Below are 24,766 nucleotides of genomic sequence, written 5' to 3' on the forward strand. Positions count from 1 at the left end.
TAAATGAATCGAGCTGAATTTATATAGTAACATTACATGGTAACAAAAAAGCAAGCAAATAATAATCAAGAATTCGATAAATACGTACGTTGGTTTTGGATTCTGTTTTCTACCGGAATACTTTCAGTTATATTAGTTTTTTCTTTAGGATCTTGGGGGGTATTTGGCGAACTACCAGACCATACACAATTAGAAAATCCCAATACTAATTTAGCAACAGAAATCATCTCTTCAGATGGTGCAACACTCGGAAAATTTTATTTAAATGATAATAGAACACCTGTTGGTTATGACGAGTTGCCAAAACATTTAGTAGACGCTTTAATTGCTACTGAAGACGCTAGGTATTATGAACATTCAGGAATTGATGCAAGAGGCACATTAAGGGCCTTTGTGAAATTAGGAAAAGGAGGAGGAGCTAGTACCATTTCACAACAATTAGCAAAGCAGTTATTTCATGGGGAGGGTTCTAAAAACACACTTGGAAGATTAACTCAAAAAATAAAAGAATGGATTATTGCGATTCGTTTAGAACGTCAATATACTAAAGAAGAAATTATAGCACAATATTTTAATATCTATGATTTTGGAAATAATGCCGATGGTATTAGAAGTGCCTCGAGAATTTATTTTGGAAAAGAACCAAAGAATTTAGACATAAAAGAATCTGCCATGTTGGTTGGAATGTTTAAAAACTCATCATTATACAATCCAAGACCAGAGAGAAACCCAATAGGAGTAAGAAATAGGCGGAATGTTGTATTGGCTCAAATGAAAAAGTATGGTTTTATAAATGATCAAGTTAAAGATTCACTTCAAAAAACAGAGTTAGATTTAAATTATTCTCCAGAATCTCATAGAGAAGGAATGGCTACTTATTTTAGAGAATACCTAAGAGCCTTTATGAAAGATTGGATTAATAATAATCCAAAACCAGATGGAACAAAATACAATTTAAACAGTGATGGTTTAAAAGTGTATACCACGATAGATTCCAGAATGCAAAAGTATGCTGAAGATGCTGTTCAACAACATATACCAAGACTTCAAGCAGAGTTTTTTGTTCAAAATACACCTAAAAGAAATCCAACGGCGCCCTTTGCAGATTTAACTCGCGGTGCTATCGATACCTTATTAAGAGTGTCTATGCGCAGAGGAGAACGCTGGAGAATATTAAGAAATAATGGTCTTTCAGATAAAGAGATAGAGGCGTCATTTTATGAGGCAACAAAAATGAGAGTGTTTTCCTGGAAAGGAGAAATAGATACTATTATGAAGCCTATAGATTCTATGAGGTATTATAAGTCTTTTTTTCATCCAGGTATGATGTCCATGGATCCACAAACGGGGCATGTAAAAGCATGGGTTGGAGGTATGAATTATAGACATTTTCAATACGATCATGTAAAAACAGGGAAGCGACAAGTAGGCTCAACCTTTAAACCGTTTGTTTATGCGGCTGCAATTGATCAATTACATTTATCTCCATGCGATATGCTTCCAAGGTCACAAATAACTATTGAAGCCAATAAGTATGGAAATCCAGAATCATGGTCTCCAAGAAATGATGATGGTAATTACGGAGGGTCCATGACTTTAATGGATGCCTTAGCAAACTCTGTTAACACGGTTACAGCCAGAGTAATGGATAAGGTTGGACCGCAACCAGTAGTTGATTTAGTAAAAAAATTAGGTGTTGAATCTGAAGTTTTGCCAGTACCATCCATAGCATTGGGCACACCAGATTTAAGCGTGTATGAAATGGTTGGAGCATATGCTGCGTTTGCCAATAAAGGCGTTTATACAAAGCCAGTTATGGTAACAAGTATTGTAGATAAAAATGACACGGTATTATATCAGTTTACACCAGAAACTAGAGACGTTTTAAGTGAAGAAACGGCCTATGTAACTGTAAAGCTTATGGAAGGCGTTACACGATCTGGCTCAGGAGCTCGTTTAAGAACTTCTGGAGCAGAATCTTACAGGGCAGATTATAGAGAAATCATTACAGGATACCCGTATCAATTTACAAACCCTATAGCTGGTAAAACAGGAACTACACAAAACCAAAGCGATGGATGGTTTATGGGGATGGTGCCAAATTTAGTTACAGGTGTGTGGGTAGGCGCAGAAGATCGGGCAACTCATTTTAATAGTATTACTTATGGGCAAGGCGCTGCGATGGCCTTACCTATTTGGGCTATATATATGCGGAGTTGTTATCAAGATAAAGACTTAAATATCTCTCAAGAAGATTTTGAAGAACCTGTAGATTTAACTATTAGAGTTGATTGTTCAGGTACTTCGGTAAATGCAAATGACGAAACTAATCCTAAGAATAAAGTTCCAGATGATTTAGATTTTTAAATCGTTTTGGAAAACTCAACAAAGAAATTAACTGATTCTGGATTTTTCATAGAATCTACATTAATTGATTTTTCAAAAGGCATTTTTAATAAAATCTTTTTTATTGGAGCTTCCATTTTTTTTCCGCTTATTGTATAAGGAATGTCTGCTACTTCTATAATGTCATCTGGAACATGTCTGGGCGTATATTCTTTTTTGAGTTGCTGATTTATGGATGTTTTCACATCATCAGTTAACTCATACGAAGGTTTCATTTTTACAAATAACGGCATATAGTGTTGGCCACCATCTAATTCTAAATTAACAATAAGAGAATCTTCAATAGATGTTATTTTATTGATGCTTCTGTAAATTTCACTCGTTCCAATTCGTATACCATGTCTATTTAAAGTAGCGTCTGATCTACCAAAAATAACAATCCCATGTGTTTTAGAATTAATTTTTATAAAATCACCATGCCTCCATTTATTTGGGAAATGTTCAAAGTAACTGGCTTTATAGCGTTGGTTGTTGTTGTCATTCCAAAAATATATGGGCATAGATGGCATAGGTTTATCAATAACCATTTCTCCTAAATCATCCTCAACAGCCCGCCCGTTATCATCGTAAGCATATAAAGACACACCTAGCGCTTTACACTGGATTTCGCCAGAATGAACCGAATAAAAGGGAGTGCCACCAACAAAGGCTGTACAAACATCGGTTCCACCTGCCATGGAGCAGAGCCATACATCCGATTTTATATGATTATAAACATATTCAAAGGCTTCATGTGGTAAAGGTGCTCCGGTAGAACTTATGGAGCGCAAAGTTTTTAAAGTGTATTCGTTTTTTGGTGTGATATTGTTTTTCATGCTCGCCACTAAAAATGGGGCACTTGTTCCAAAATGATTGATTTTTTGGTCATCTGAAAACTCCCATAATTTATTGAAGCTTGGATAGGTTGGACTACCATCATATAATACAATAGTGGCTCCCATTAATAAGGCAGATTGTAAAAAATTCCACATCATCCATCCTGTGGTAGTATACCAAAAATAGCGTTCACCTTGATGCACATCATTATGAAATGCCATGTATTTTAAGTGTTCAAGAAGAATACCTCCGTGTGAGTGTACAATAGCTTTTGGTAAGCCTGTTGTGCCTGAAGAATATAAGACCCAAATAGGATGACTAAAATCTACAGGTTCAAAAATCAATTTATCAGCAACCGTATTAAAGATTGAATAAATGTTTACAAAACTTTTAGGAAATCTTGATATATCTTCTTTGTTTAAGTAAGGTAAAACAATAACCTTTTCTAAAGTTGGTAATGCCTCGGCAATATCAATGGCAATGGTTGTTTTATCGTAAGGTTTCCCGTTATAATAGTATCCATCAACGGTTATGAAAACTTTAGGCTTAATTTGGGCGAATCTATCAATAACACTTTCAGTTCCAAAGTCAGGCGACGTACTTGACCATATAGCACCTATTGAGTTTACAGCTAGAAATGAAATGGTTGCTTCTGGAACGTTTGGCAAAAAGGCAACAACACAATCTCCTTTTGAGACCCCCATTGTTTTTAAATAAGCAGCCATTGATGTCACTTTTTGCTTTAAATCGCCCCAGGATAATTCTAAATATTCACCTTGTTCGTTACTGAAAATAATGGCTGTTTGTTTAGGCTCGAAATGTCTAAAAATATGTTCGGCGTAATTAAGTTTTGCACCATGAAACCACTTAAAATCTGGCATAGTTGTCATAGTCAAAACCGAATCATAGGAACTATGAGAAATAATATTAAAATAGTCCCAAATACTTTTCCAAAAATCGCTGGTGTTATCAACGGACCATTGCCATATGTCTTGATAGGAATTAAAATGCAGATTAAGGTTGTCGGCCAACCATTCTTGGTATTTAAATAAATGACTGTTTTCTTTAAAAGATGTTGAGCCTTCCCATAATTTATTATCAGACATTTTATATCATTTTTAGATTTCTAAATATAAGCAATCTATAAATACTGAAAATAGTTGTTTTACTTCATTAAAAAAAACAGTTTAGTATGGAAGAATAAAACAGCAAAATCGTAGTTTAGGCGACTTAAAAGTTAAAAAAATAAGTATTTTGTCGATTTTTTATGTTTTTAATCAGATAATGTAAAAAACTTTTCTACTTTTATTCACCCAAAATAAACCAAATTAATATAAATAGATTCCTGAATCTACCATAAACTTACTAGTTATGAATTTTGCTACAAATCTACCTGAACAACCTACAAATACAGATAGTAAATTCAAAGAAACACTTCGTGAGAATTTACGTTTTTTTAAAAGTTTATTGTACGTAACAAAGAAGGTTTTTATGCTATAACCTTTTTTAGGCATACAAATGTTTTTTATATACGAATAATTTCGTCTTCTGTTAAAAGAATATCTCCTCTTAGCCTTAAAAATATTTGGGCAACTGCAATGGTGTCTTTTTCGCAGTAAATAATTATGCGGTCTAACTGATTTTCTTTGTAATACACGCTATAAACTTCACTACCATCTATATCGTCTTTTGGCGATGGAATTCCTAAAACATTAGTGAGTAGTTTTAAGGATGTATAGGTTTTATAATCACCAAACTTCCATAATTCTAAGGTATCTAGATGTGGTACTTCCCAAGGTTTTTTACCGAACAAATTTAATTTATAGGGCAGTTCTATATTATGAATAATCATGCGACGTGCAATGTATGGAAAGTCAAATTCTTTACCATTATGTGCGCAAAGCAGATGTTTTGATTCGCTAAAATGAGAAATAAGAAGATTTTTGAACTCTTTTAAAATATTAATTTCATCACCATAAAATGAGGTAACTCTAAAATTTCTAAGATCTCCATTAAATTTGAAATAGCCAACTGAGATACAAACAATCTTTCCAAATTCAGCCCAGATTCCTGCACGGTCGTAAAATTCTTCGGCAGTAAATTCATCCTTTCTTTGGTATTGCGATTTATGTTCCCAAAGGGATTGTTTGGTTTCGTCTAAATCAGAAAAATATTGAACTTCAGGAACCGTTTCAATATCCAAAAATAAAATATGTTCAAGATTTAATTTTGAAATCATTTTTCTAACATGTTATAAGCTTCTTCAATATATATAGAAATATCATTTGTAAACGTTGCGACACCTCCATCGGGAGATTTTTGATGACCTAATCTAACAATAATCACATTGTCTTCGGGCTCAACAATAACATACTGTCCAAGGTGACCACGCATCATAAAAAAGTGTTTGCCAATATGATCTTTTAACCACCATCCATAGCCATATTCTGGACTTTCTGGAAATCTTGGTGTAATTGATTTTGCTACAAAAGCTGAATCTAATATTTGTTTTCCTTTCCATTTTCCATGGTCTTTGTATAGTTTTCCAAAGCGAGCAAAGTCTTTAGCATTACTGGCAATACAACAGTAAGATTTTACTAAATCATGTTCTTCACTATCAACTTGCCAAAGTGTTTCGTTTTCACATCCTAAAGGCTTCCAAAAGCTTTCCTCTAAATAATTATACATTTTTTTACCCGTCGATTTTTCAATCACCATAGCCAACATTTGTGTATCTCCGCTTGCGTATTTAAAAGCTCTTCCAGGTTCATCAACTACTTTTAATGCTAACATTACTTTTTCTAAATCATCATCAAAATAAGCTCTAGTAGTAATAGATAATGGCGAATAATAAGCTTCATCCCAATTAGTCCCAGAGCTCATACTTGAAAGATCACCCACAGTCATTTTTGCGGCTAAACCATCACTAAAGGTTGGTAGAAAATCACTAACGGGTTGATCTAAACTTTTAATATAACCTTCTTCAATAGCTTTTCCCATAAGGCCAGAAACATAACTTTTAGCCATTGAAAAGGAATTACTTTTCGAATCTTCATTATATTCATCATAGTAATTTTCAAACCAAATACTATCATTTTTTATGATGACAAAAGCTACGGTTCCCCAATCTTTATTGACTTCTATAAGTTTTTCGGTTTCCCTTGCAGAATTGTAATCGTTATGTATAGGCCAAGGCTGAGGTGTTCCTATATCAATAGGTTGATTATCGAATTTAGTATAATCTTTTAAATACGCTGTTGAATGTCCAGTAAGATAGATCGTTCTTACCGCTTTTAGTAAATAATCTGTATCTGTAATATAGAGGCCAGCAATAAGTAAAGCAAGAAAAATAAGAATACCTTTTAAAAGCTTTTTCATGAATATATATTTAAAACGTTTAGTTGTATTAAATATAATAATTAATCTTGATTTAAAGAGGAATTCTCTTAATCATCATTAAAACAAAGTTTGCTGCATAGAAGGACTTTCATGATCTAAAAGCCATTGTTTACGGTGTAAACCTCCAGCATATCCTGTTAAGCTACCATCACTTCCAATGACGCGGTGACATGGTATAATAATCCAAATTGGATTTTTTCCATTGGCATTTGCAACAGCACGGATGGCTTTTATGTCTCCTAGTTGTTTTGATAACTCTAAATATGAAATCGTTTTTCCATAAGGTATTTCAAGAAGTTTGTCCCATACCTTTTTTTGAAAGTCAGTGCCTTGCGGATTTAGTTTTAAATGAAATTGTTTACGTTCACTTTTAAAATATGCTTTGAGTTGAATTGCACAATCTTCAAGTTCTGAAGGAATGATGTTTGTAATTTTTTCTTTAGAATTTAGGACAATGACGGAGCTAATACCATTACTATCTCCTACTATTTTAGTGTATCCTAATGGCAATTTGATAATGCACGTTTCCATTTATCTTTCAGGGGTATCTTCCTCTAAAATACCTAATTTTTTGGCACGTGCTTCCCAGTTTTTTCTGGCCAAAAGCTGAAGATCTGAAACGTTATCACTTTCGTCCATAATTTCGAGGCCAAGAAGTGTTTCTATAACATCTTCCATCGTGACGATACCACTTACAGAACCATATTCATCAACCACTAGAGCCATGTGATTTCTACTTTCTATCAGTTTCTCAAAAAGATTTGGAATTGGTAAATCTCTGTTCACAATGATAATATTTCGTTTTAATTCTGATAATTTTTTTGAATTATTATCAAGTGCCATTTCTTTAAAAATGTCATCTTTAAAAACGAGTCCTTTTATATTATCTTCGGTATTCACAAAAACAGGAATTCTTGAAAAACGGAGGTTTAAGTTTTTTTTAAAAAATTCTTCGACTGTCGTAGATTCATTTTCAATTTTCATTACAGATCTGGGTGTCATGACATCTTTTGCCTTAACCTCTTTAAAGGTTAAAAGATTTTTAATCATTTTACGTTCACTTTCTAAAAACACACCTTCTTTGTGGGCCATATCGGTCATAACCATAAAACTTTCACGACTTAAAATACTACCGTGTCCTTTGCCTCCAATAAGTTTGGTGGTTAACTGAAGAAGCCATAAAATACCTGTATATTTTAGTGGGAAAATTAAAATCGTTAATGCTTTCGATGTGAAATTAGCCAGAAATTTCCAATAGGTTGCCCCAATTGTTTTTGGAATAATTTCAGAGGCTACTAAAATTAAGAAGGTCATTATTGCAGACACAATGCCAACAGTATTAATGCCAAAAAACTCGAGTTTAAAAGGTAGTTTTTCAGCTTCAATACCTACCATCATAGCTCCTAAAGTGTGTGCTATTGTGTTTAAGGTTAATATAGCGATTAGTGGTTTATCTACGTCTTTTTTTAAGGTCTCTAAGTTTGAAGCATAGTCTTTGTTTTCCTCCTTTTTTACGTTTATAAAAGTGGGAGTAATACTTAGTAATACCGCTTCAAGAATAGAACATAAAAAGGAAAAGAATATTGAAATAGTTGCCCAAAAAATTAATGTACTCATTAACGTTGAATTTTAATTGTGAAATTACGAAATTAATTTCATAACATCTTTTACAATCCTTTGACGGCGCTCACGATGACAACATTTTGTTTTATTTGTTTTATCCATTTAAAAACTTAACTACATCTTTGGCGAAATAGGAGGCAATGATATCTGCTCCAGCACGTTTAAATGCCGTTGTCGTTTCCATCATAACCTGGTCATGATTTAGCCAACCTTTTTCAGCGGCAGCTTTAATCATGGCATATTCTCCTGAAACTTGATAAACGGCAACAGGAACATCTACTTCATTTTTAATTTCTCTCAATATATCTAGGTAAGATATGCCTGGTTTTACCATAACAATATCCGCGCCTTCATCAATATCCATTTCAGTTTCTCTTATGGCTTCAAATCTGTTCCCATAATCCATTTGATAGGTTTTCTTATCTTTTGGAATGTCAACTAAATCTACTGGTGCAGAATCTAAAGCATCTCTAAAGGGACCATAAAAAGAAGAGGCATATTTAGCAGAGTAACTCATAATACCTGTATTGATAAAGCCTTCGTCTTCTAATGCTTTTCTGATGGTTAAAATGCGTCCGTCCATCATATCGCTTGGAGCCACAAAATTGGAACCTGCCTTTGCATGAGAAACACTCATTTCAGCTAAAAAATTGGCAGTAGAATCATTAATAATTATCCCATTTTCTACAATACCGTCATGCCCATAAACTGAGTATGGGTCAAGTGCGACGTCTGTCATTACTAACATGTCTGGACATGCATTTTTTACCGTTTTAATAGCGCGTTGCATCAATCCGTTGGGATTTAAAGCTTCGGCACCTTTATTATCTTTTAAATGATCGGGCACTTTCACAAATAGTAACACCGACTTTAAACCTAGTTTCCAAAGTTCTTTTACTTCATTTTCTAGTAAATCTAAACTAAAGCGAAAATAATTAGGCATAGAAGGAATTTCGTCTTTTACTCCTTTACCTTCAACAACAAAAAGGGGCACTAAAAAATCATTGGGTGTAATAATGGTTTCTCTTACTAAAGAGCGAATAGCTTCATTGGCTCTTAAACGTCTATTTCTTCTAAGTGGATACATGTTGTGAAATTAAAAGTTAAAAATACAAAGTAAAAAGGTTTTTAAACCATACCAATATCATAATTTAAATCCAATTTTTAGGGTGTTTTAGGACTTCAATTAATTTTTCTTCGATGCTGCCTTTTTCTGGATGATGATTATAAACCCATTGTACATGAGGTGGCAAACTCATTAAAATACTTTCAATTCGTCCATTGGTTTTTAATCCAAATAAGGTGCCTTTATCATGTACTAAATTAAATTCTACATAGCGCCCACGGCGAATTTCCTGCCAATTTCTTTGTTCTTTTGAATAAGATAAATTTTTCCGTTTTTCAACAATAGGGATATAAGCCTCAAGAAAACTATCACCTACATTCGATACAAAATCATACCAATTTGTCATGGTCATTTTTTCTGAAGCTTTACAGTAATCAAAAAATAAACCACCTATGCCACGAGCTTCTTGTCGATGTGTGTTATAAAAATAGGAATCACATTTTTCCTTAAAATCCTTATAGAAATTAGGATGATGTTTATCGCAAACCGTTTTACAAGTTTGATGGAAGTGTTTTGCGTCCTCTTCAAACAAGTAATATGGTGTTAAATCTTGTCCGCCGCCAAACCATTGGTCAACAATGATTCCATCTTTATCATACATTTCAAAATAGCGCCAATTTGCATGAACAGTTGGCACCATGGGATTTTTCGGATGCAAGACCAAACTTAATCCGCAGGCAAAAAAATCGACGTTTTTAACTCCAAAATAGGCCTGCATGGTTTCTGGTAATGTACCGTGAACACCAGAGATATTAACACCTCCTTTTTCAAATATGTTACCGTTTTCAATCACTCGAGTTCTGCCCCCACCACCTTCTGCGCGTTTCCAAATATCTTGTTGAAAGGTAGCTTTTCCATCAATAGCTTCAAGTTTTGATGTAATGGTATCTTGTAGATTTTGAATATATTGGTAAAATTTATCTTTCATGTGTATATTTTATTGTTTTTCGATAGCCACATGCTGTTCACTATGAATTATTCGGGTGATAAGCTTTTTTTAGCTCGCCCGTTTCATAAGTTAATTCATATAATTCCATATCTAGAGGCTGTTTTCCAGAAGGAGTAAACTCATGTTTTAAAGTTTTTTTCCAAACAAAATTATTTCTTTCTGCTACTTTAATACTTGCTATATTGCTTTTATGCGAAATAATCTGAAGCGTTTCAAGATTTAGTTCTTGAAATGCAAATCTTGAAACTGCTTGAATGGCTTCGCTCATCCAACCATTTTTTTCATAAGATTTGCCAATACAATAAGCAAACTCGCCTTTATTTATATTCCAATCTACAGCTTTTAAAATGATTAAGCCAGCAATATTTTTAGTCAATTTATCCTTAATTTTAAAAGTGTATTCTGTCCTTGAATACATCAACTCTTTACGCTTTACAATGTAAGCCTTTGTGCTATCTAAGGTTCTATTTTCAGATAATGTTTGAGGTAAATAACGTTTAAAACGAACCGTATTTGATACCAATAATTTATTGAGATTTAGAGCATCTTCAGTTTTTAAGAATTCAATGTAAAATGTGTCTGAGTTGTAATTCATGCAACATCAATTTTGCTATAATTTATTCAAAGACTGATTATTTAATATAAAAGTCAGGTTCTATAAACCTAGTATTGAATCCAAAATATTAAAAAGTTTTATAATTTTTCTTTGTACTCTTTTACAGCATCAACAAAAGCTTTAGCATTTTCTAAAGGAATGTTAGGTAAAATACCATGACCTAGGTTTGCAATGTATTTGTCTTTACCAAATTCTTGAATCATTTGATGAACCATCTTTTTGATTTCAGAAGGTGGGGATAATAATCTTGCTGGGTCAAAATTACCTTGTAGGGTTATATTTCCCCCTGTTAACTGGCGCGCATTTTTAGGGGAACATGTCCAATCAACACCCAATGCAGAGACATTTGATTTTGCCATATCTTCTAAGGCAAACCAGCATCCTTTTGCGAAGGCAATTACTGGAGCTTCCTCTTTTAAAGCTTCAATTATTTGATTGATATATTGCCAAGAAAACTCTTGATAGTCAACAGGAGATAACATGCCTCCCCAAGAATCAAATATTTGTACGGCATCAACACCGGCCTTTACTTTAGCCTTTAAATAAGCAATGGTTGTATCTGTTATTTTTTGTAATAATTGATGTGCAGCTATTGGGTTTGTAAAACAAAATTCTTTTGCTTTATCATAAGTTTTACTTCCTTGACCTTGTACAACATAACAAAGAATGGTCCAAGGTGAACCTGCAAAACCAATGAGCGGAATCTCATCATTCAACAATTCTTTGGTTGCTTTTATAGCCTGCATCACATAGTCTAGTTCTACGTTTACATCTGGAACAATAACATTATCTACTCCTTTTTGATCACGAACAGGATTTGGCAGATAGGGTCCAAAATTAGGTTTCATTTGCACTTCAATATTCATGGCTTGTGGAATCACCAAAATATCACTAAACAATATGGCAGCATCCATACCATATCTGCGAATAGGTTGAACAGTAATTTCACTGGCTAACTCAGGAGTTCTGCAACGGGTAAAGAAATCATATTTTTCACGAATTGCAATAAATTCGGGTAAATAACGACCTGCCTGACGCATCATCCAAACTGGTGGGCGTTCAACAGTTTCTCCTTTTAAAGCTCTTAAAAATAAATCGTTCTTAATCATATTGGTTGTTACTTTTTACACATAATGTTCATTCACTAGTTCAATTACACTTTCAACCGTTGGTACTTTAGCCGTACGAACATCTTTAAAGTGTTTTTTTGCTTCTTTTGCAGTGGTTTCACCTATACAAAAGGCTATTTTTTTTGCTTTGTTTTGTGATATAAAGCTTTGCACGGTGGAAGGACTGTAGAACATAATACCTTCAACAGATTCATCAACTTTTATAGATGAATGTACCGTTTGGTATGCTTCTACCTCATTAACGGTAATATTGTTTTCTTTTAAAATATTCGGCAATTCATCTAAACGTAAATTACTGCAAAAATAAGTAACTTCAGTTCCTTCAATATAATCCACTAAATAATTAGCTAAATTTTTAGCGTTATTTTCTGAATGAGTTACTCTCCCAATTTTTTGCTCTATTAACTTTTTCGTTCGTCTTCCTACACAATAAATAGCATTAACATTTAATTCTTCCGAAGTAAAATTTGTTGTTAGCGATTCAACAGCATTTTTACTTGTGATGATAATATTTTTAAGATTTGATTTTAAAAGTGTTTTTGGAATTCGGTTAATACTTACTTTAATAAAGTCTGAACTTTTTACAGATATTTTATGGTTTAGTAGATGTCTCTGATCTTCGGTTAACGTTTTTGTGGAATAAACCGTTGCTTGTTTATCAGATTTAAGTAACTCATCCATCAAGCGTTTACCACCCCTTTCAATAACATAATCTGCGCAATATTTGGCAATAGAATCATGAGAGCCTAATTTTTCAACGCGAGTCACTTCAATTTTTTTAGAGCCATCTTTACTTAATAAAACACCTTTAAAGGAAACTTCTTCGTTTTTTATTTTGGCTAAGGCACCAATCGGAGCTGTGCAGCCACCTTCTAAACGATTTAAAAATTCACGCTCTATTGTTGTGCAAATCTCTGTTTCTTCATGGTTTAATTCGGCGCAAGCAGTAACAGCATAATCATTTTCTTTAAGGGCAGTTATCATAACAGCACCTTGTGCAGGCGCAGGAATCATCCAGTCTAAGTTAATAGCTTCATCTGGTCTTATCCCAATTCTACCCAAACCAGCTGCGGCAAAAATGGCACCGTTCCAATCGTCATTATCATTTAATTTTTGCATTCTCGAATTCACATTTCCTCGTAAATCAACAATGGTATGTGTAGGAAATCTGTTAAGCCATTGTGCTCGTCTGCGCAAACTTCCTGTAGCAATAACGGCATCTTTTTGTGACAAAAATTCTTCATTATTTTTAAAAACTAAGGTATCGTTAATATTACCTCTTTTTATGACTGCTGCTTGAATTATGCCTTTTGGTAACACGGTTGGCACGTCTTTAAGCGAATGAACGGCGATATCAATATCCTCGTTCAACATAGCAATATCTAGAGTTCTTGTGAAAATACCAGTAATTCCTAGTTCGTATAAAGGTTTATCTAAGACTAAGTCACCTGTTGATTTAACGGGAACTAATTCTGTTTTGTAGCCTAAACTTTCAAGTTGTTGTTGTACGGTTTTTGCTTGCCATAATGCTAATTCACTATCGCGAGTACCAATTCGTATGATTTTAGACATCGATTAAATTTTCTAATTGGAACACTTTTTTTATAAGCTCAAGGCTCTCATCTGTTGAAATATTATCATCCTTTAAGTGATGAGCAAAGTGGTTTGTTATTTTTTGAATAATATTATTACTTATTAATTCCGCTTGTTCTTCATTAAAGTTAGCCGATTTTTTACGTTGCACTTCTAATTCAGCAGTTTTAAAATCCAGTAGTTTATGTTTTAATGCCTTAATAGTAGGCGCAAATTTTCTGGTTTCCAGCCAATCATTAAATTCTTTTTTAACATCTTCAATAATCGCTTCCGCAAACGGAATATGTTCTTTTCTTTTTTCTTGAGTTTCATCGGTTATTTTAGATAAATCGTCTAAATGAACAAGCGTCACATTAGGTAAATCTTCAATGTTGTTATCTACATTTTTTGGAATGGATAAATCTAAAATAAGTAATGGTTTATCAGTTTGAACAATATGTTTATCAATTGTAGGTCTTTGCGCTCCAGTAGCTACAATTAAGATATCCGATTTATTAATTTCTTCTTGTAAATTCGCATAATCTTTTACAACTAAATTAAATTTTCCTGCAATGTGCTCTGCTGTGTTTTTAGTTCTGTTAATAAGAGTAATACGTTCGTTTTTTGTATGCTTTACAAGATTTTCACAAGTATTTCTTCCTATTTTACCAGTTCCAAAAAGCAAAATATTTTTGCTTGAAACATCTTCAATGGTATTTAAAATATATTGAACAGAGGCAAAAGAAACCGATGTTGCTCCAGATGAGATTTGGGTTTCTGTTTTAATGCGTTTACTCGCTTGAATAACAGCGTTAACAAGTCGTTCTAAAAACGGATTTAATAAATTGAATTTTTTTGAAACGATAGCACTTTTCTTTATTTGGCTAATAATTTCAAAGTCTCCAAGTATTTGGCTGTCTAAACCAGAACCAACTCTAAACATATGAGAAATGGCATCTTTATTTTTGTAGATATAAGCTACTTTTTGAAACTCTTCAACGGTACCTTGAGTATTATCGCAAATTAATTGTATGAGTTGAAACGGATGCTGTGCAAAACCGTAAATTTCTGTTCTGTTACATGTTGAAGTAACAATTAAGCTCTCAATACCGTTTTCTATTGCCTGATTATACAGGTTCGTTTTTGCGCTATCGTCTAAACTAAAAAGCCCTCTAATATCGGCATCTGCTTTTTTATAGCTTAACCCTAAAGCATAGAAAGAACTACTTTTAGAAATATTATATTGTTGCATTAGTCGGTTTCAAAAATTTCGAATAACAAATGTATGTATGTAAATTTAAAAAAAACAACGCTAAAAGAACTTTTAGTGTCGATTATAGGTTTTAAAACGTTTTTTTTATTTTTTTATGATAATTATCATATTTTTGCAGCAGTATGAAAGGCTTATAGAATATTAGTTTAGAATGAATCTAAATAAAAACAATTTTAATAACACCGCTTCTGTTGAAAAAAATGTCGATGAAAGGTTTTTTAACGAATCTTTTGTAGATGACGGTTTTTTTGTTTTAACCTATAAAAATGAAACGAATAAACCACAAGTATTAAAAAGGAATATTCAGAGTGATTATATACAATTTCACTTTTGTTTAAAAGGCTTTAGTAAGTTTATATTTAATGAAGGTACTTATGTTTTAAATATACTTGAAGAAAATTCTTTGCTTCTGTATAATCCACAGAAAAATTTGCCAATTCATATTGTAATAAATTCAAATTCATGGATTGTTTCAGTTTTAGTCTCAATAAAAAAGTTTCATGCTCTATTTTCACAAGAAGCAGATTATATTTCTTTTTTGGATGAAGACAATAAAGAGAAAAAATATTATAAAGATGGTGTGATTTCTCCATCCATGGTTATTGTTTTAAATCAATTAATCAACTACAACCTTAATCCGTCAATAAAGCATCTCTATTTTAGAGGAAAAGCATATGAAATATTAAGCTTGTATTTTAATAGAGATGAAGAAACTAATGCGGAGCAATGTCCATTTTTAGAAGATGAAGCTAACGTGATAAAATTAAGAAAAGCTAAAGAAATTATCGTATCCAGAATGGTTGAGCCTCCTACCTTACAAGAGTTAGCAGACGAAATTGGGTTAAGTTTAAAAAAATTGAAAGAGGGTTTTAAGCAAATATTTGGCGTTACCGTATTTAGCTTTTTGTTTGATTATAAAATGGAAGTCGCCAGAAAAATGTTAGAATCAGGAGAGAGTAATGTAAATGAGGTTGGCCTAAAAGTAGGTTACAGCACGTCTAGCCATTTTATTGCGGCTTTTAAAAGGAAATATGGCACGACGCCAAAGAAATATATTATGTCATTAAATTAAAAAAAGGAATCCAAGATTTTAAAAAAAGAGATGAAATATTTAACTCCAGAAATCAAAGCTTTATCAAAAAACCACAATACGAAATCTTTAATGCGATCAAATGTGTCTTGCGGAATTTTTCAAGATTGTGATTATAATGAAGAACGCCCTAAATTATATTACCAGCAAAAAGCAGAAAATACTCAGGACTGACTTATGAAGACAGTGTTAATTATACTAATTATTTTTTTTAGCAATTTATGTAATGCTACAGAAAACATATTGGTGTTTACAAGAACGGAAGGATTTAGGCATAAATCTATTGAAATAGGTATTCAAACCATTATTGATTTAGGTAAGGAAAACAACTTTAATGTAACGCATACTGAAAATTCAGAGGTGTTTTCAAATGAAAATTTGAAACACTACGATTTGGTTATTTTTTTGAATACTACAGGCGATGTTTTGAATGAAATTGAAGAAAAAGCTTTTGAAAATTACATTAAGGAAAGAGGAAGTTTTATGGGGATTCATGCTGCTTCTGACACAGAATTTAATTGGTCATGGTATGGAAAACTAGTTGGGGCTTATTTTTTAGATCATCCAAAACAGAGTACAGCTACTATAAAGAGAATTGTTAAAAATCATACATCAACTAAACATTTGCCTAAAAAGTGGACACGTTTCGACGAATGGTATAATTTTAAATCGATAAGTAAAAACATTGATGTACTTTTAACCTTAGATGAATCGTCTTATGAAGGAGGAAAGAACGGCAGTTTTCATCCTATTGCTTGGTATCAAGAATTTGAAGGAGGAAAGTCATTTTATACAGGTTTAGGTCACTCCATAGAATCATATAAAGAACCAGCAGTTAAGCAACATATACTTGGTGGTATTTTGTATTTATTAGATAGAAAATTATAAAAATTGCAAATGAAAAAAGGTATTTTATTAGTGAATTTGGGTTCTCCAGATAGTCCAGAGCCAAAAGATGTCAAGAAATATTTAGGTGAATTTTTAATGGACGAACGCGTAATCGACGTTCCACTTTGGGCAAGAACATTATTAGTAAAGGGCATTATATTAAATACGCGCCCAAAGGCCTCGGCAGCAGCTTATAAAAAAATTTGGTGGGAAGAAGGCTCCCCGCTAATTGTTTTATCAGAACGGCTTCAGGAAAAAGTTCAAAAACAAGTTGATATACCTGTAGGTCTTGCTATGCGATACGGAAGCATGTCTATACAAAAAGGGCTTCAGAATTTAGTTGATAAGGGCGTAGATGAGGTGTTGTTAATACCACTATATCCTCAATTTGCTATGGCGACTACAGAAACCATTGTTGTTTTAGCAAATGATATCCAGAAAGCACATTTTCCTAATTTAAAAATAGAATCGTTACCTCCCTTTTATAATGATTCTGATTATATTGAGGTTCTTTCTAATTCTATAAAAAAACATTTAAAAGAAAAATCTTATGAGCATATTTTGTTTTCATATCATGGTGTTCCCGAAAGGCATATCAGAAAAAGTGATGTCACAAAATCACATTGTAAGATTGATGGAAGTTGTTGTTCAACACCATCAAAAGCACATGAATTTTGCTACAGACATCAATGCTATGAAGTTACTAGATTAGTTGGTGAAAACCTTAAATTAGACGAAGGTATGTTTTCAACCTCATTTCAATCTCGTTTAGGTTTCGATCCTTGGTTGCAACCTTACACCGATAGAACTATTGAGCGATTAGGAAAAGAAGGTATTAAAAACATGGCGATTGTTACCCCGGCTTTTGTGAGTGATTGTTTGGAAACTTTAGAGGAAATAGCTATGGAAGGTGAAGAAATATTTCATGAAATGGGAGGTAATGAATTTACGACTGTTCCATGTTTAAACGATGATGATCCATGGGTAAACTTGCTATCAAAATGGATTAAAAACTGGGCTTAAGCCGATAAAATATGGCAAGAATATCTTCCCAGGATTTGGGATCGCAACCCATAAGCAAATTACTTATTAAGCAAGCTGTACCTGCATCAATAGGGATATTGGTCATGTCTCTAAATATTTTAGTAGATACTATTTTTGTCGGAAACTGGATTGGTTCTGTTGCTATTGCTGCCATTAACGTCGTATTACCTGTTTCATTCTTTATAGCAGCGCTAGGGATGTCAATTGGTATTGGTGGCTCATCCATTATTTCACGTGCTTTAGGAGCTAAAAACAACTCAAAAGCATTACATACTTTTGGTAATCAAATAACCTTAACCCTATTATTCACAGTAACATTAGTTATTGTAGGATTATCATTTAAAGATGATATTGTTTTATCATTTGGTGGGAAAGGCGATATTTTTAATCCTGCGAAAATATATTATACCATTGTGCTTTATGGGGTTCCTTTTTTAGCACTTTGTATGATGGGGAACACCGTGATAAGAGCTGAAGGCAAACCAAAATTTGCCATGTACGCTATGATGATTCCTTCTGTTAGTAATTTACTTTTAGATTATCTTTTAATTAATGTATTAGACTATGGCATGCAAGGAGCTGCTTGGGCAACAACTATTTCATATGCGATTTGTTTTGTGTTTATTTTTTGGTTTTTCTTATCGAAGAATTCCGAATTGAAAATAAATATATCTCATTTTATATTGAAAAAGACTATAGTTTCAGAAATAGGATCTCTTGGGTTTGTAACGTTGGCGAGACAAGCAGTAGTGAGTATTACCTATTTATTCATGAATAATATTCTGTTTGATTTAGGAGGTGAAACCTCTGTGACCTCTTACGCTATTGTGGCGAGATTACTTATGTTTGCTATGTTCCCGGTATTAGGACTTACGCAAGGATTTTTGCCAATAGCAGGGTTTAATTATGGTGCTCAAAACTATACACGCGTCAGAAAGACTATTAATATTGCTATAAAATATGCGATGATTATGGCTACTGCGGTATTTATTTTATTGATGGTATTCCCAGAACAAATTACCAGAATGTTTACTTCAGATATGACCATAATTAGTAAAACACCAAGCGATATGCGATGGGTTTTTGCTGCAACACCAGTTATCGCTATTCAGCTTATTGGAGCAGCGTATTTTCAAGCGATTGGAAAGGCCATTCCAGCATTGCTTTTAACCTTATTACGCCAAGGTTTATTTTTTATCCCCTTAATTTTAATACTTCCAAAATTTTATGGAGAATTAGGTGTTTGGATGTCATTTCCAATTTCTGATGTGCTATCGACGGCCGTAACAGCCTATTTTTTAAATAAAGAAGTAAGAAAAGAGTTAATCAATAATGACTAATTTTATAGCATAAAAACCGTGAATCTGGAGTTTTATAATTACATTAAATCGTTTCATCTTATATTTGTTATTACATGGTTTGCTGGGTTGTTTTATATTCCAAGATTGTTTGTTTATCAAATCGAATCGTTTCATAAGCCATCTCCCGAAAAAGAAATTTTAGGAAAACAACTTAAATTAATGGCTAAACGTTTGTGGTATATTATCACGTGGCCATCGGCTATTTTGGCGACTATTTTTGCTATTTGGTTACTTATTTTACAACCTTTTTGGTTAGAGCAACCATGGATGCATGTTAAGTTGTGCTTTGTGGTGCTTCTTATTATGTATCATTTAAAAACACATCAATATTTTAAACAACTTCAAATTAATGATATTAAAAAAACATCTGGTTTTATGCGTATTTGGAACGAAGGAGCCACCTTTATTCTTTTTGCAGTGGTGTTTTTGGTAATTTTAAAAAATGCTATTAATTGGATTTATGGTATTGTTGGTTTAGTCCTTTTAGGCGTTCTTATTATGTTAGGCTTTAAGATGTATAAGAATATTAGATATAAAAACCCTGATGCTTAGAATAAATAATATTGGTTCAATTATTGCTATCTTTAAGGGTATTGATAAATAATATATCTATATGAATTTAAAAAAGCTGTCTTTACGTACACGTATCTTTATTGGTATGATACTGTTAGTGCTTTTGGCATCTGTTTTAATTGCGCTTGTTGCTATTTACCAATACAAAGAAGAAACACAAGATTATCATAAGCAACGATTAGAACGTAAAGAAAAAGCGATACAAAGTCATATAAATTTTGTCTTAAAAGAAACATCGTATCCTGTTACTACCCAAGAAATCCCACTTATTTTTAAAGATGAAATTTATAAGATTGCCGATGTACATTCACTTCAATTAAATCTCTATGATTTAGATGGAACTCTTTTAAAAACCTCAAGAGCTACTTTTACTTTAGACACTATACAAGTTTGTATACGCACAGACATTTTAAACGAACTATCAAATAAAGCAGCGCATCATTATATCGAAAAAAGTCAAGAAAATGGAGAAATATTTCAATCGTCATATTCGTATATAACTGATCAAAAATCAAAGCCATTAGCCATTTTAAATTTACCATATTTAGAAAGTGATGAGTTTCTTTCAAAAGAGTTAAATGAATTTTTATTGCGTTTATTATATGCCTATTCCTTTGTGCTTCTAATGGCTGTTGTAATTGCCTTTATTTTGTCAAAATATATTACAAAATCTTTAAAGACCATTAGTGATAAAATTAACACGACACGTCTGGAAAAAAGTAACGAGAAAATTGAAATAGGAGATACAAGTGAAGAAATATCTATTTTGGTAAATTCTTATAATAGTATGATTGATGAACTTGAAGAAAGTGCCGTAAAGTTGGCAACATCTGAGCGTGAGCAGGCATGGAGAGAAATGGCAAAACAAGTGGCCCACGAAATCAAGAATCCATTAACCCCCATGCGACTAACGGTTCAAAATTTTCAAAGGAAATTTAATCCTGAAGATGCCGATATTTATAAAAAAGTAGATGAATATAGTAAAACTTTGATTCAGCAGATTGACACCATGAGTTCTATTGCATCAGCCTTTTCAAATTTTGCAAAAATGCCTGCTCAACAAAGTGAAACTTTGAATGTGGTTAAAATTGTAAAACTTGCATTAGATATTTTTAATGAAGGCTACATTGAGTTTTCTTCAGAGTCGAAAGAAATTATTGCAAAGTTTGATAGGACACAACTTATTAGAGTAGTGACTAATTTAGTTAAAAATGGTATTCAAGCCATTCCAAATGATAGAGAAGCTAAAATATTGGTTAATGTGTCATCAGATAGCGATCATGTTATTATTAAAGTAGAGGACAACGGAACTGGTGTTTCTCAAGAGAATAAAGATAAAGTGTTTGAGCCTAAGTTTACAACTAAATCGAGTGGTATGGGGCTTGGCCTCGCGATGGTAAAAAATATTGTTGAAATGCACCATGGTACCATAAGTTTTACATCTCAAAAGAATATAGGAACTAGCTTCATAGTGACTATTCCTAAAGTAAAATAGTCCTAAATTTATTTGTAAATTTAAATGTCTTTTAATAATTCAAAATAAGTTTGACATGAAAAATATGAGCAGGAGGATATTTAATTCTAAAATATCTAAAGGTGTTGTTGGTGCAGCCTTACTGTCTAGTTTTCCTTTTACCTATGGTATGGAATTTAATAAAAGGAATAAAAAGTTAGGAATTGCTTTGGTTGGTTTAGGATCGTATAGTAATAGACAATTAGCACCTGGATTAGTTAATGCTAAGTATTGTTATTTAGCAGGCATTGTAACGGGTACACCTTCGAAGGAAAAGGAATGGATGGAAACCTATAACATTCCAAAAATGAATGTATATAACTATGATAACTTTGACGACATTGCATATAATGATGCTATTGATATTGTATATGTGGTATTGCCCAATAGTATGCACGCCGATTTCAGCATTAGATCGGCTAAAGCAGGCAAGCATGTTATTTGTGAAAAACCTATGGCGGTATCGGTTGAAGAATGCGATGCCATTATTAATGCTTGTAAAGAATCAGGAGTTAAATTGAGTGTTGGATACAGAATGCAATCAGATCCGTACACAAATGAAATAAAGTGGCTGGTTAAAGAAAAGCCTTATGGTGACGTGTGCTATGTATCTTCAGACGCTGCATATATTTCTAGAGGGAATCCTAATCAATGGCGGTTAAATCGAAAACTTTCTGGAGGAGGAGCTCTTGTCAATATGGGTGTTTATGCGATTCAAAGTTCTATTTATGGATGTGGAAACAACCCTATTTCAGTTTCTGCACAAGAGTTTAGTACCAGACCAGACTATTTTAAAGATACAGATGAAACCATAATGGCTCAGATGGAGTTTCCAAATGGTGTGGTGGGTCAAATGTTTACGTCTCATAATGCAAGAGCAAATAGACTTATCGTTAACTTCGAAAATGGCTGGGCAGAGTTAAATCCTTGCCATAGCTATGGGCCGCTAGCGGGAACAACTTCAGATGGAAAAGCCATTACATTTCCATATCAAAGTCAGCAAATGCTTCAAATGGATGATTTTGCAAAACACATTTTAACAGGAAGTACCAATGTTGCTCCTGGTGAGATGGGAAAGAGAGACATGATTATCGTAGAAGCTATTTATAAATCTATTAAAGAAGGAGGTACAACAATACCTCTTAATTTAGGTGATATGGGCATTGTAAAAGGATAATAAACCTTAACTTAATCGCATTCACATTACAAAAATTTAAAATTATGAGTTATAAAAATGTAATAATTAAAGAATCTAATGGTATCGCAACCATTACAATAAACAGACCTAATAAACTTAATGCATTAAATAAGGTAACAATTAAAGAATTGCATCATGCTTTTGAAAGTTTAGAAGCCGGTAAACAGATTAAAGTCATAATTATTACTGGAAGTGGTGAAAAAGCCTTTGTTGCAGGAGCCGATATTAGTGAATTCGCCGATTTTAGTGTAAAAGAAGGTAAAAAGTTGGCGGCTAAAGGCCAAAAAATATTGTTTGATTTTATAGAAAACCTATCAACGCCTGTTATTGCAGCCGTGAATGGTTTTGCGCTTGGTGGTGGACTCGAATTAGCGATGGCATGCCATTTTAGAGTGGCAAGCGATAATGCAAAAATGGGGTTACCAGAAGTATCGCTAGGTGTAATTCCTGGTTATGGAGGTACGCAACGTTTGCCAAACTTAGTGGGTAAAGGACGTGCTATGGAAATGATTATGACAGCAACCATGATTGATGCAAATCAAGCATTATCATATGGTCTCGTAAATCACGTGACTAGTTTAGAAGAACTTATACCTTATTGCGAGAACATAGCGAGTAAAATTTTAAGAAATTCCTCAGTCGCTATTGCTGAAGCCATTAAAGCGATTAATGCAAATGATAAAGACGGAATTAATGGTTTTAAAGTTGAAATTGAAGGATTTGGAAATTGTTTTGGTACCGAAGATTTCAAAGAAGGAACAACGGCCTTTTTACAAAAACGAAAAGCTGAATTTCCTGGAAAATAAATATAATATTCAAAACCTGTTATAAATAAAAAAGTGAGTATGGGAATACTCACTTTTTAAAACAAACTAAACTAAACTAATTAATACATCATTTGTATCTGATGATATTTTTATCAACTCTAAATTCAATGTAAAATTACTGCGAATGGAAGTAATTGAAAACATCAAAATTGACAAATTTATATGCTATATTATCCCTATTTGAAATTTTAACATTTTTTTAAGTTTAAAATAACACATATTTAAGTGAATTGATGATTATTGCTTTTAAAGCTTATTGTCAATTTCATCGCCTATTATCGTATCAAATATGAGTGTAGAAATTATCCAATATATTGAAGCATATACGATTAAAAGAGCCAGCCATAATACTTCTAAACCCATTTGAACCATAAGATTGGTAACAGATATAAAAACAAAAATATTTAGTAGCCCCCATACAATGTTTAATATGATGCGCTTTAATTTCCAGGAGATATAAAAATCAAAACTTGATTTTTTAAAAACTTGATTTTCTAAAAAGTTAAGAATCATTTCCATAATATATTTTTTAAATTTTAATAAAAATAAAAGGTGAGATTTACAGAAATACTCACCTTTTAACAAACTAAACTAAACTAAATTGTGTGATGACATTTATCATTATAAGGTCACATATTCGTAATATTCTCTTCCATTAGATGTTAATACTATTTTATAATCACCTTTTTCATAGGCCGAAAGTTTATAGGCTTTTTGAATAGATTTAGTGTTCTCAATTTTTTCAGAAAAGATTAATTTCCCGCCATCTGCGTAGTATATTTTAACATGTAAAGGCTCATTGTTTAAAGATAATTTGTTCAGATAAATATAGTTTTCTTTTGATGTTAGATACGGTTTGTGAAATACAGTTTTATTTCCTTTATCAAAAATCACTTGATTGGTATTTACAGTAAAAGGATATAATTTAATTTCAAAATCTTTTTCAAATTCAAAGACATATGATCCAGTTGGTAATGAACTTAAATCAAAACCTTTTGAATATGTTCCAGAGTTTTTAATTTCTTCTTTGTAAAGTACAATACCACTTAAATCCTTAATAACGACTTGATCACCTAGTTTAACACGGTTTAAAGTAAGTGTTGTTTTCTTTAAATTACTTGTAGGCTCGATATTAGTTCCGTTTGCTACATTATTTAACATTGCAGTAACCATTGCTAATGTTAATATACTTTTTCTAATTATTGTGTTTCTTGTTTTCATGATTTGGATTTTTGTAAGTTTTTACACGGCAAATATATGGTGCATGTATATGGTTGAAAACATCAATTTTAGCTAATATATGTTCTAAATTATCATTATTGTCTATGTTAATTTAATGTTAAGTTAATTTAGCATATATAT

23 protein-coding genes are annotated in these 24,766 nt (G+C 32.6%); 10 read left to right on the forward strand and 13 right to left on the reverse strand.

Going from position 1 to position 24,766, the window contains the following annotated elements:
* Positions 1 to 36: 36 nt before the first annotated feature.
* On the forward strand, positions 37 to 2,367 hold the full coding sequence (locus tag AC15TD_RS01910) for a penicillin-binding protein 1A (RefSeq protein ID WP_484450448.1): 2,331 nt from the start codon (positions 37 to 39) through the stop codon (positions 2,365 to 2,367).
* Here AC15TD_RS01910 and AC15TD_RS01915 read toward each other — a convergent pair.
* The 11 genes from AC15TD_RS01915 to hemA all read right to left on the reverse strand — a co-directional run bounded on the left by AC15TD_RS01915 (position 2,364) and on the right by hemA (position 14,889).
* The gene (locus AC15TD_RS01915; RefSeq protein WP_484450449.1) at positions 2,364 to 4,328 is read right to left on the reverse strand and encodes an acetoacetate--CoA ligase; all 1,965 of its coding nucleotides are present in this window, start codon (positions 4,326 to 4,328) and stop codon (positions 2,364 to 2,366) included. The two genes, AC15TD_RS01910 and AC15TD_RS01915, sit on opposite strands and share 4 nt — an antisense overlap.
* Positions 4,329 to 4,747: 419 nt before the next feature.
* Positions 4,748 to 5,461 (reverse strand): 3'-5' exonuclease, encoded by a 714-nt coding sequence (locus AC15TD_RS01920; protein ID WP_484450450.1) that lies wholly within the window; start codon positions 5,459 to 5,461, stop codon positions 4,748 to 4,750.
* Positions 5,458 to 6,600, reverse strand: coding sequence for a serine hydrolase domain-containing protein (locus AC15TD_RS01925; RefSeq protein WP_484450451.1), 1,143 nt, complete (start codon positions 6,598 to 6,600; stop codon positions 5,458 to 5,460). Before AC15TD_RS01925 ends, AC15TD_RS01920 begins: the two co-directional genes overlap by 4 nt.
* Positions 6,601 to 6,678: 78 nt before the next feature.
* Positions 6,679 to 7,152 (reverse strand): methylated-DNA--[protein]-cysteine S-methyltransferase, encoded by a 474-nt coding sequence (locus tag AC15TD_RS01930; RefSeq protein WP_484450452.1) that lies wholly within the window; start codon positions 7,150 to 7,152, stop codon positions 6,679 to 6,681.
* Positions 7,153 to 8,238 (reverse strand): CNNM domain-containing protein, encoded by a 1,086-nt coding sequence (locus AC15TD_RS01935; protein WP_484450453.1) that lies wholly within the window; start codon positions 8,236 to 8,238, stop codon positions 7,153 to 7,155. It abuts the gene before it with no gap.
* Between the two features lie 100 nt (positions 8,239 to 8,338).
* On the reverse strand, positions 8,339 to 9,331 hold the full coding sequence (hemB, locus tag AC15TD_RS01940; protein ID WP_484450454.1) for a porphobilinogen synthase: 993 nt from the start codon (positions 9,329 to 9,331) through the stop codon (positions 8,339 to 8,341).
* A gap of 64 nt (positions 9,332 to 9,395) precedes the next feature.
* Entirely contained in the window at positions 9,396 to 10,298 is a 903-nt protein-coding gene (gene hemF, locus AC15TD_RS01945) for an oxygen-dependent coproporphyrinogen oxidase (RefSeq protein ID WP_484450455.1), read from the reverse strand.
* Between the two features lie 40 nt (positions 10,299 to 10,338).
* Positions 10,339 to 10,914, reverse strand: coding sequence for a GNAT family N-acetyltransferase (locus AC15TD_RS01950; RefSeq protein WP_484450456.1), 576 nt, complete (start codon positions 10,912 to 10,914; stop codon positions 10,339 to 10,341).
* 98 nt (positions 10,915 to 11,012) lie between these two features.
* Positions 11,013 to 12,044 (reverse strand): uroporphyrinogen decarboxylase, encoded by a 1,032-nt coding sequence (gene hemE / locus AC15TD_RS01955; protein ID WP_484450457.1) that lies wholly within the window; start codon positions 12,042 to 12,044, stop codon positions 11,013 to 11,015.
* 15 nt (positions 12,045 to 12,059) lie between these two features.
* Entirely contained in the window at positions 12,060 to 13,637 is a 1,578-nt protein-coding gene (hemC, locus tag AC15TD_RS01960) for a hydroxymethylbilane synthase (protein ID WP_484450458.1), read from the reverse strand.
* On the reverse strand, positions 13,630 to 14,889 hold the full coding sequence (gene hemA / locus AC15TD_RS01965; protein ID WP_484450459.1) for a glutamyl-tRNA reductase: 1,260 nt from the start codon (positions 14,887 to 14,889) through the stop codon (positions 13,630 to 13,632). The genes hemC and hemA overlap by 8 nt, the downstream gene beginning before the upstream one ends.
* A gap of 172 nt (positions 14,890 to 15,061) precedes the next feature.
* On the opposite strand from hemA, the gene AC15TD_RS01970 reads away from it, so the two are divergent.
* The 9 genes from AC15TD_RS01970 (at position 15,062) to AC15TD_RS02010 (ending at position 23,383) form a co-directional block, all read left to right on the forward strand.
* A complete protein-coding gene (locus tag AC15TD_RS01970; RefSeq protein ID WP_484450460.1) occupies positions 15,062 to 15,982 on the forward strand; it encodes a helix-turn-helix transcriptional regulator in 921 nt (306 codons plus the stop codon).
* A 30-nt stretch (positions 15,983 to 16,012) separates the two neighbouring features.
* Positions 16,013 to 16,174, forward strand: a complete 162-nt coding sequence (locus AC15TD_RS01975; RefSeq protein WP_484450461.1) for a hypothetical protein — start codon at positions 16,013 to 16,015, stop codon at positions 16,172 to 16,174.
* Between the two features lie 3 nt (positions 16,175 to 16,177).
* The gene (locus AC15TD_RS01980; protein ID WP_484450462.1) at positions 16,178 to 16,888 is read left to right on the forward strand and encodes a ThuA domain-containing protein; all 711 of its coding nucleotides are present in this window, start codon (positions 16,178 to 16,180) and stop codon (positions 16,886 to 16,888) included.
* Positions 16,889 to 16,897: 9 nt separating this feature from the next.
* Positions 16,898 to 17,911, forward strand: coding sequence for a ferrochelatase (gene hemH, locus AC15TD_RS01985; RefSeq protein WP_484450463.1), 1,014 nt, complete (start codon positions 16,898 to 16,900; stop codon positions 17,909 to 17,911).
* An 11-nt stretch (positions 17,912 to 17,922) separates the two neighbouring features.
* Positions 17,923 to 19,272 (forward strand): MATE family efflux transporter, encoded by a 1,350-nt coding sequence (locus AC15TD_RS01990; RefSeq protein WP_484450464.1) that lies wholly within the window; start codon positions 17,923 to 17,925, stop codon positions 19,270 to 19,272.
* A 24-nt stretch (positions 19,273 to 19,296) separates the two neighbouring features.
* Positions 19,297 to 19,845, forward strand: coding sequence for a CopD family protein (locus tag AC15TD_RS01995; RefSeq protein WP_484450500.1), 549 nt, complete (start codon positions 19,297 to 19,299; stop codon positions 19,843 to 19,845).
* Positions 19,846 to 19,906: 61 nt separating this feature from the next.
* Positions 19,907 to 21,361, forward strand: a complete 1,455-nt coding sequence (locus tag AC15TD_RS02000; RefSeq protein ID WP_484450465.1) for a sensor histidine kinase — start codon at positions 19,907 to 19,909, stop codon at positions 21,359 to 21,361.
* A gap of 64 nt (positions 21,362 to 21,425) precedes the next feature.
* Entirely contained in the window at positions 21,426 to 22,556 is a 1,131-nt protein-coding gene (locus AC15TD_RS02005; RefSeq protein WP_484450466.1) for a Gfo/Idh/MocA family protein, read from the forward strand.
* A 44-nt stretch (positions 22,557 to 22,600) separates the two neighbouring features.
* The gene (locus AC15TD_RS02010; RefSeq protein WP_484450467.1) at positions 22,601 to 23,383 is read left to right on the forward strand and encodes an enoyl-CoA hydratase/isomerase family protein; all 783 of its coding nucleotides are present in this window, start codon (positions 22,601 to 22,603) and stop codon (positions 23,381 to 23,383) included.
* Positions 23,384 to 23,650: 267 nt separating this feature from the next.
* On the opposite strand, the gene AC15TD_RS02015 is transcribed toward AC15TD_RS02010, so the two are convergent.
* Both AC15TD_RS02015 and AC15TD_RS02020 read right to left on the reverse strand, forming a co-directional pair.
* Entirely contained in the window at positions 23,651 to 23,923 is a 273-nt protein-coding gene (locus AC15TD_RS02015) for a hypothetical protein (protein WP_484450468.1), read from the reverse strand.
* A 102-nt stretch (positions 23,924 to 24,025) separates the two neighbouring features.
* Entirely contained in the window at positions 24,026 to 24,625 is a 600-nt protein-coding gene (locus tag AC15TD_RS02020) for a hypothetical protein (RefSeq protein ID WP_484450469.1), read from the reverse strand.
* Positions 24,626 to 24,766 lie beyond the last annotated feature (141 nt).

Source organism: Yeosuana sp. (assembly GCF_057126245.1).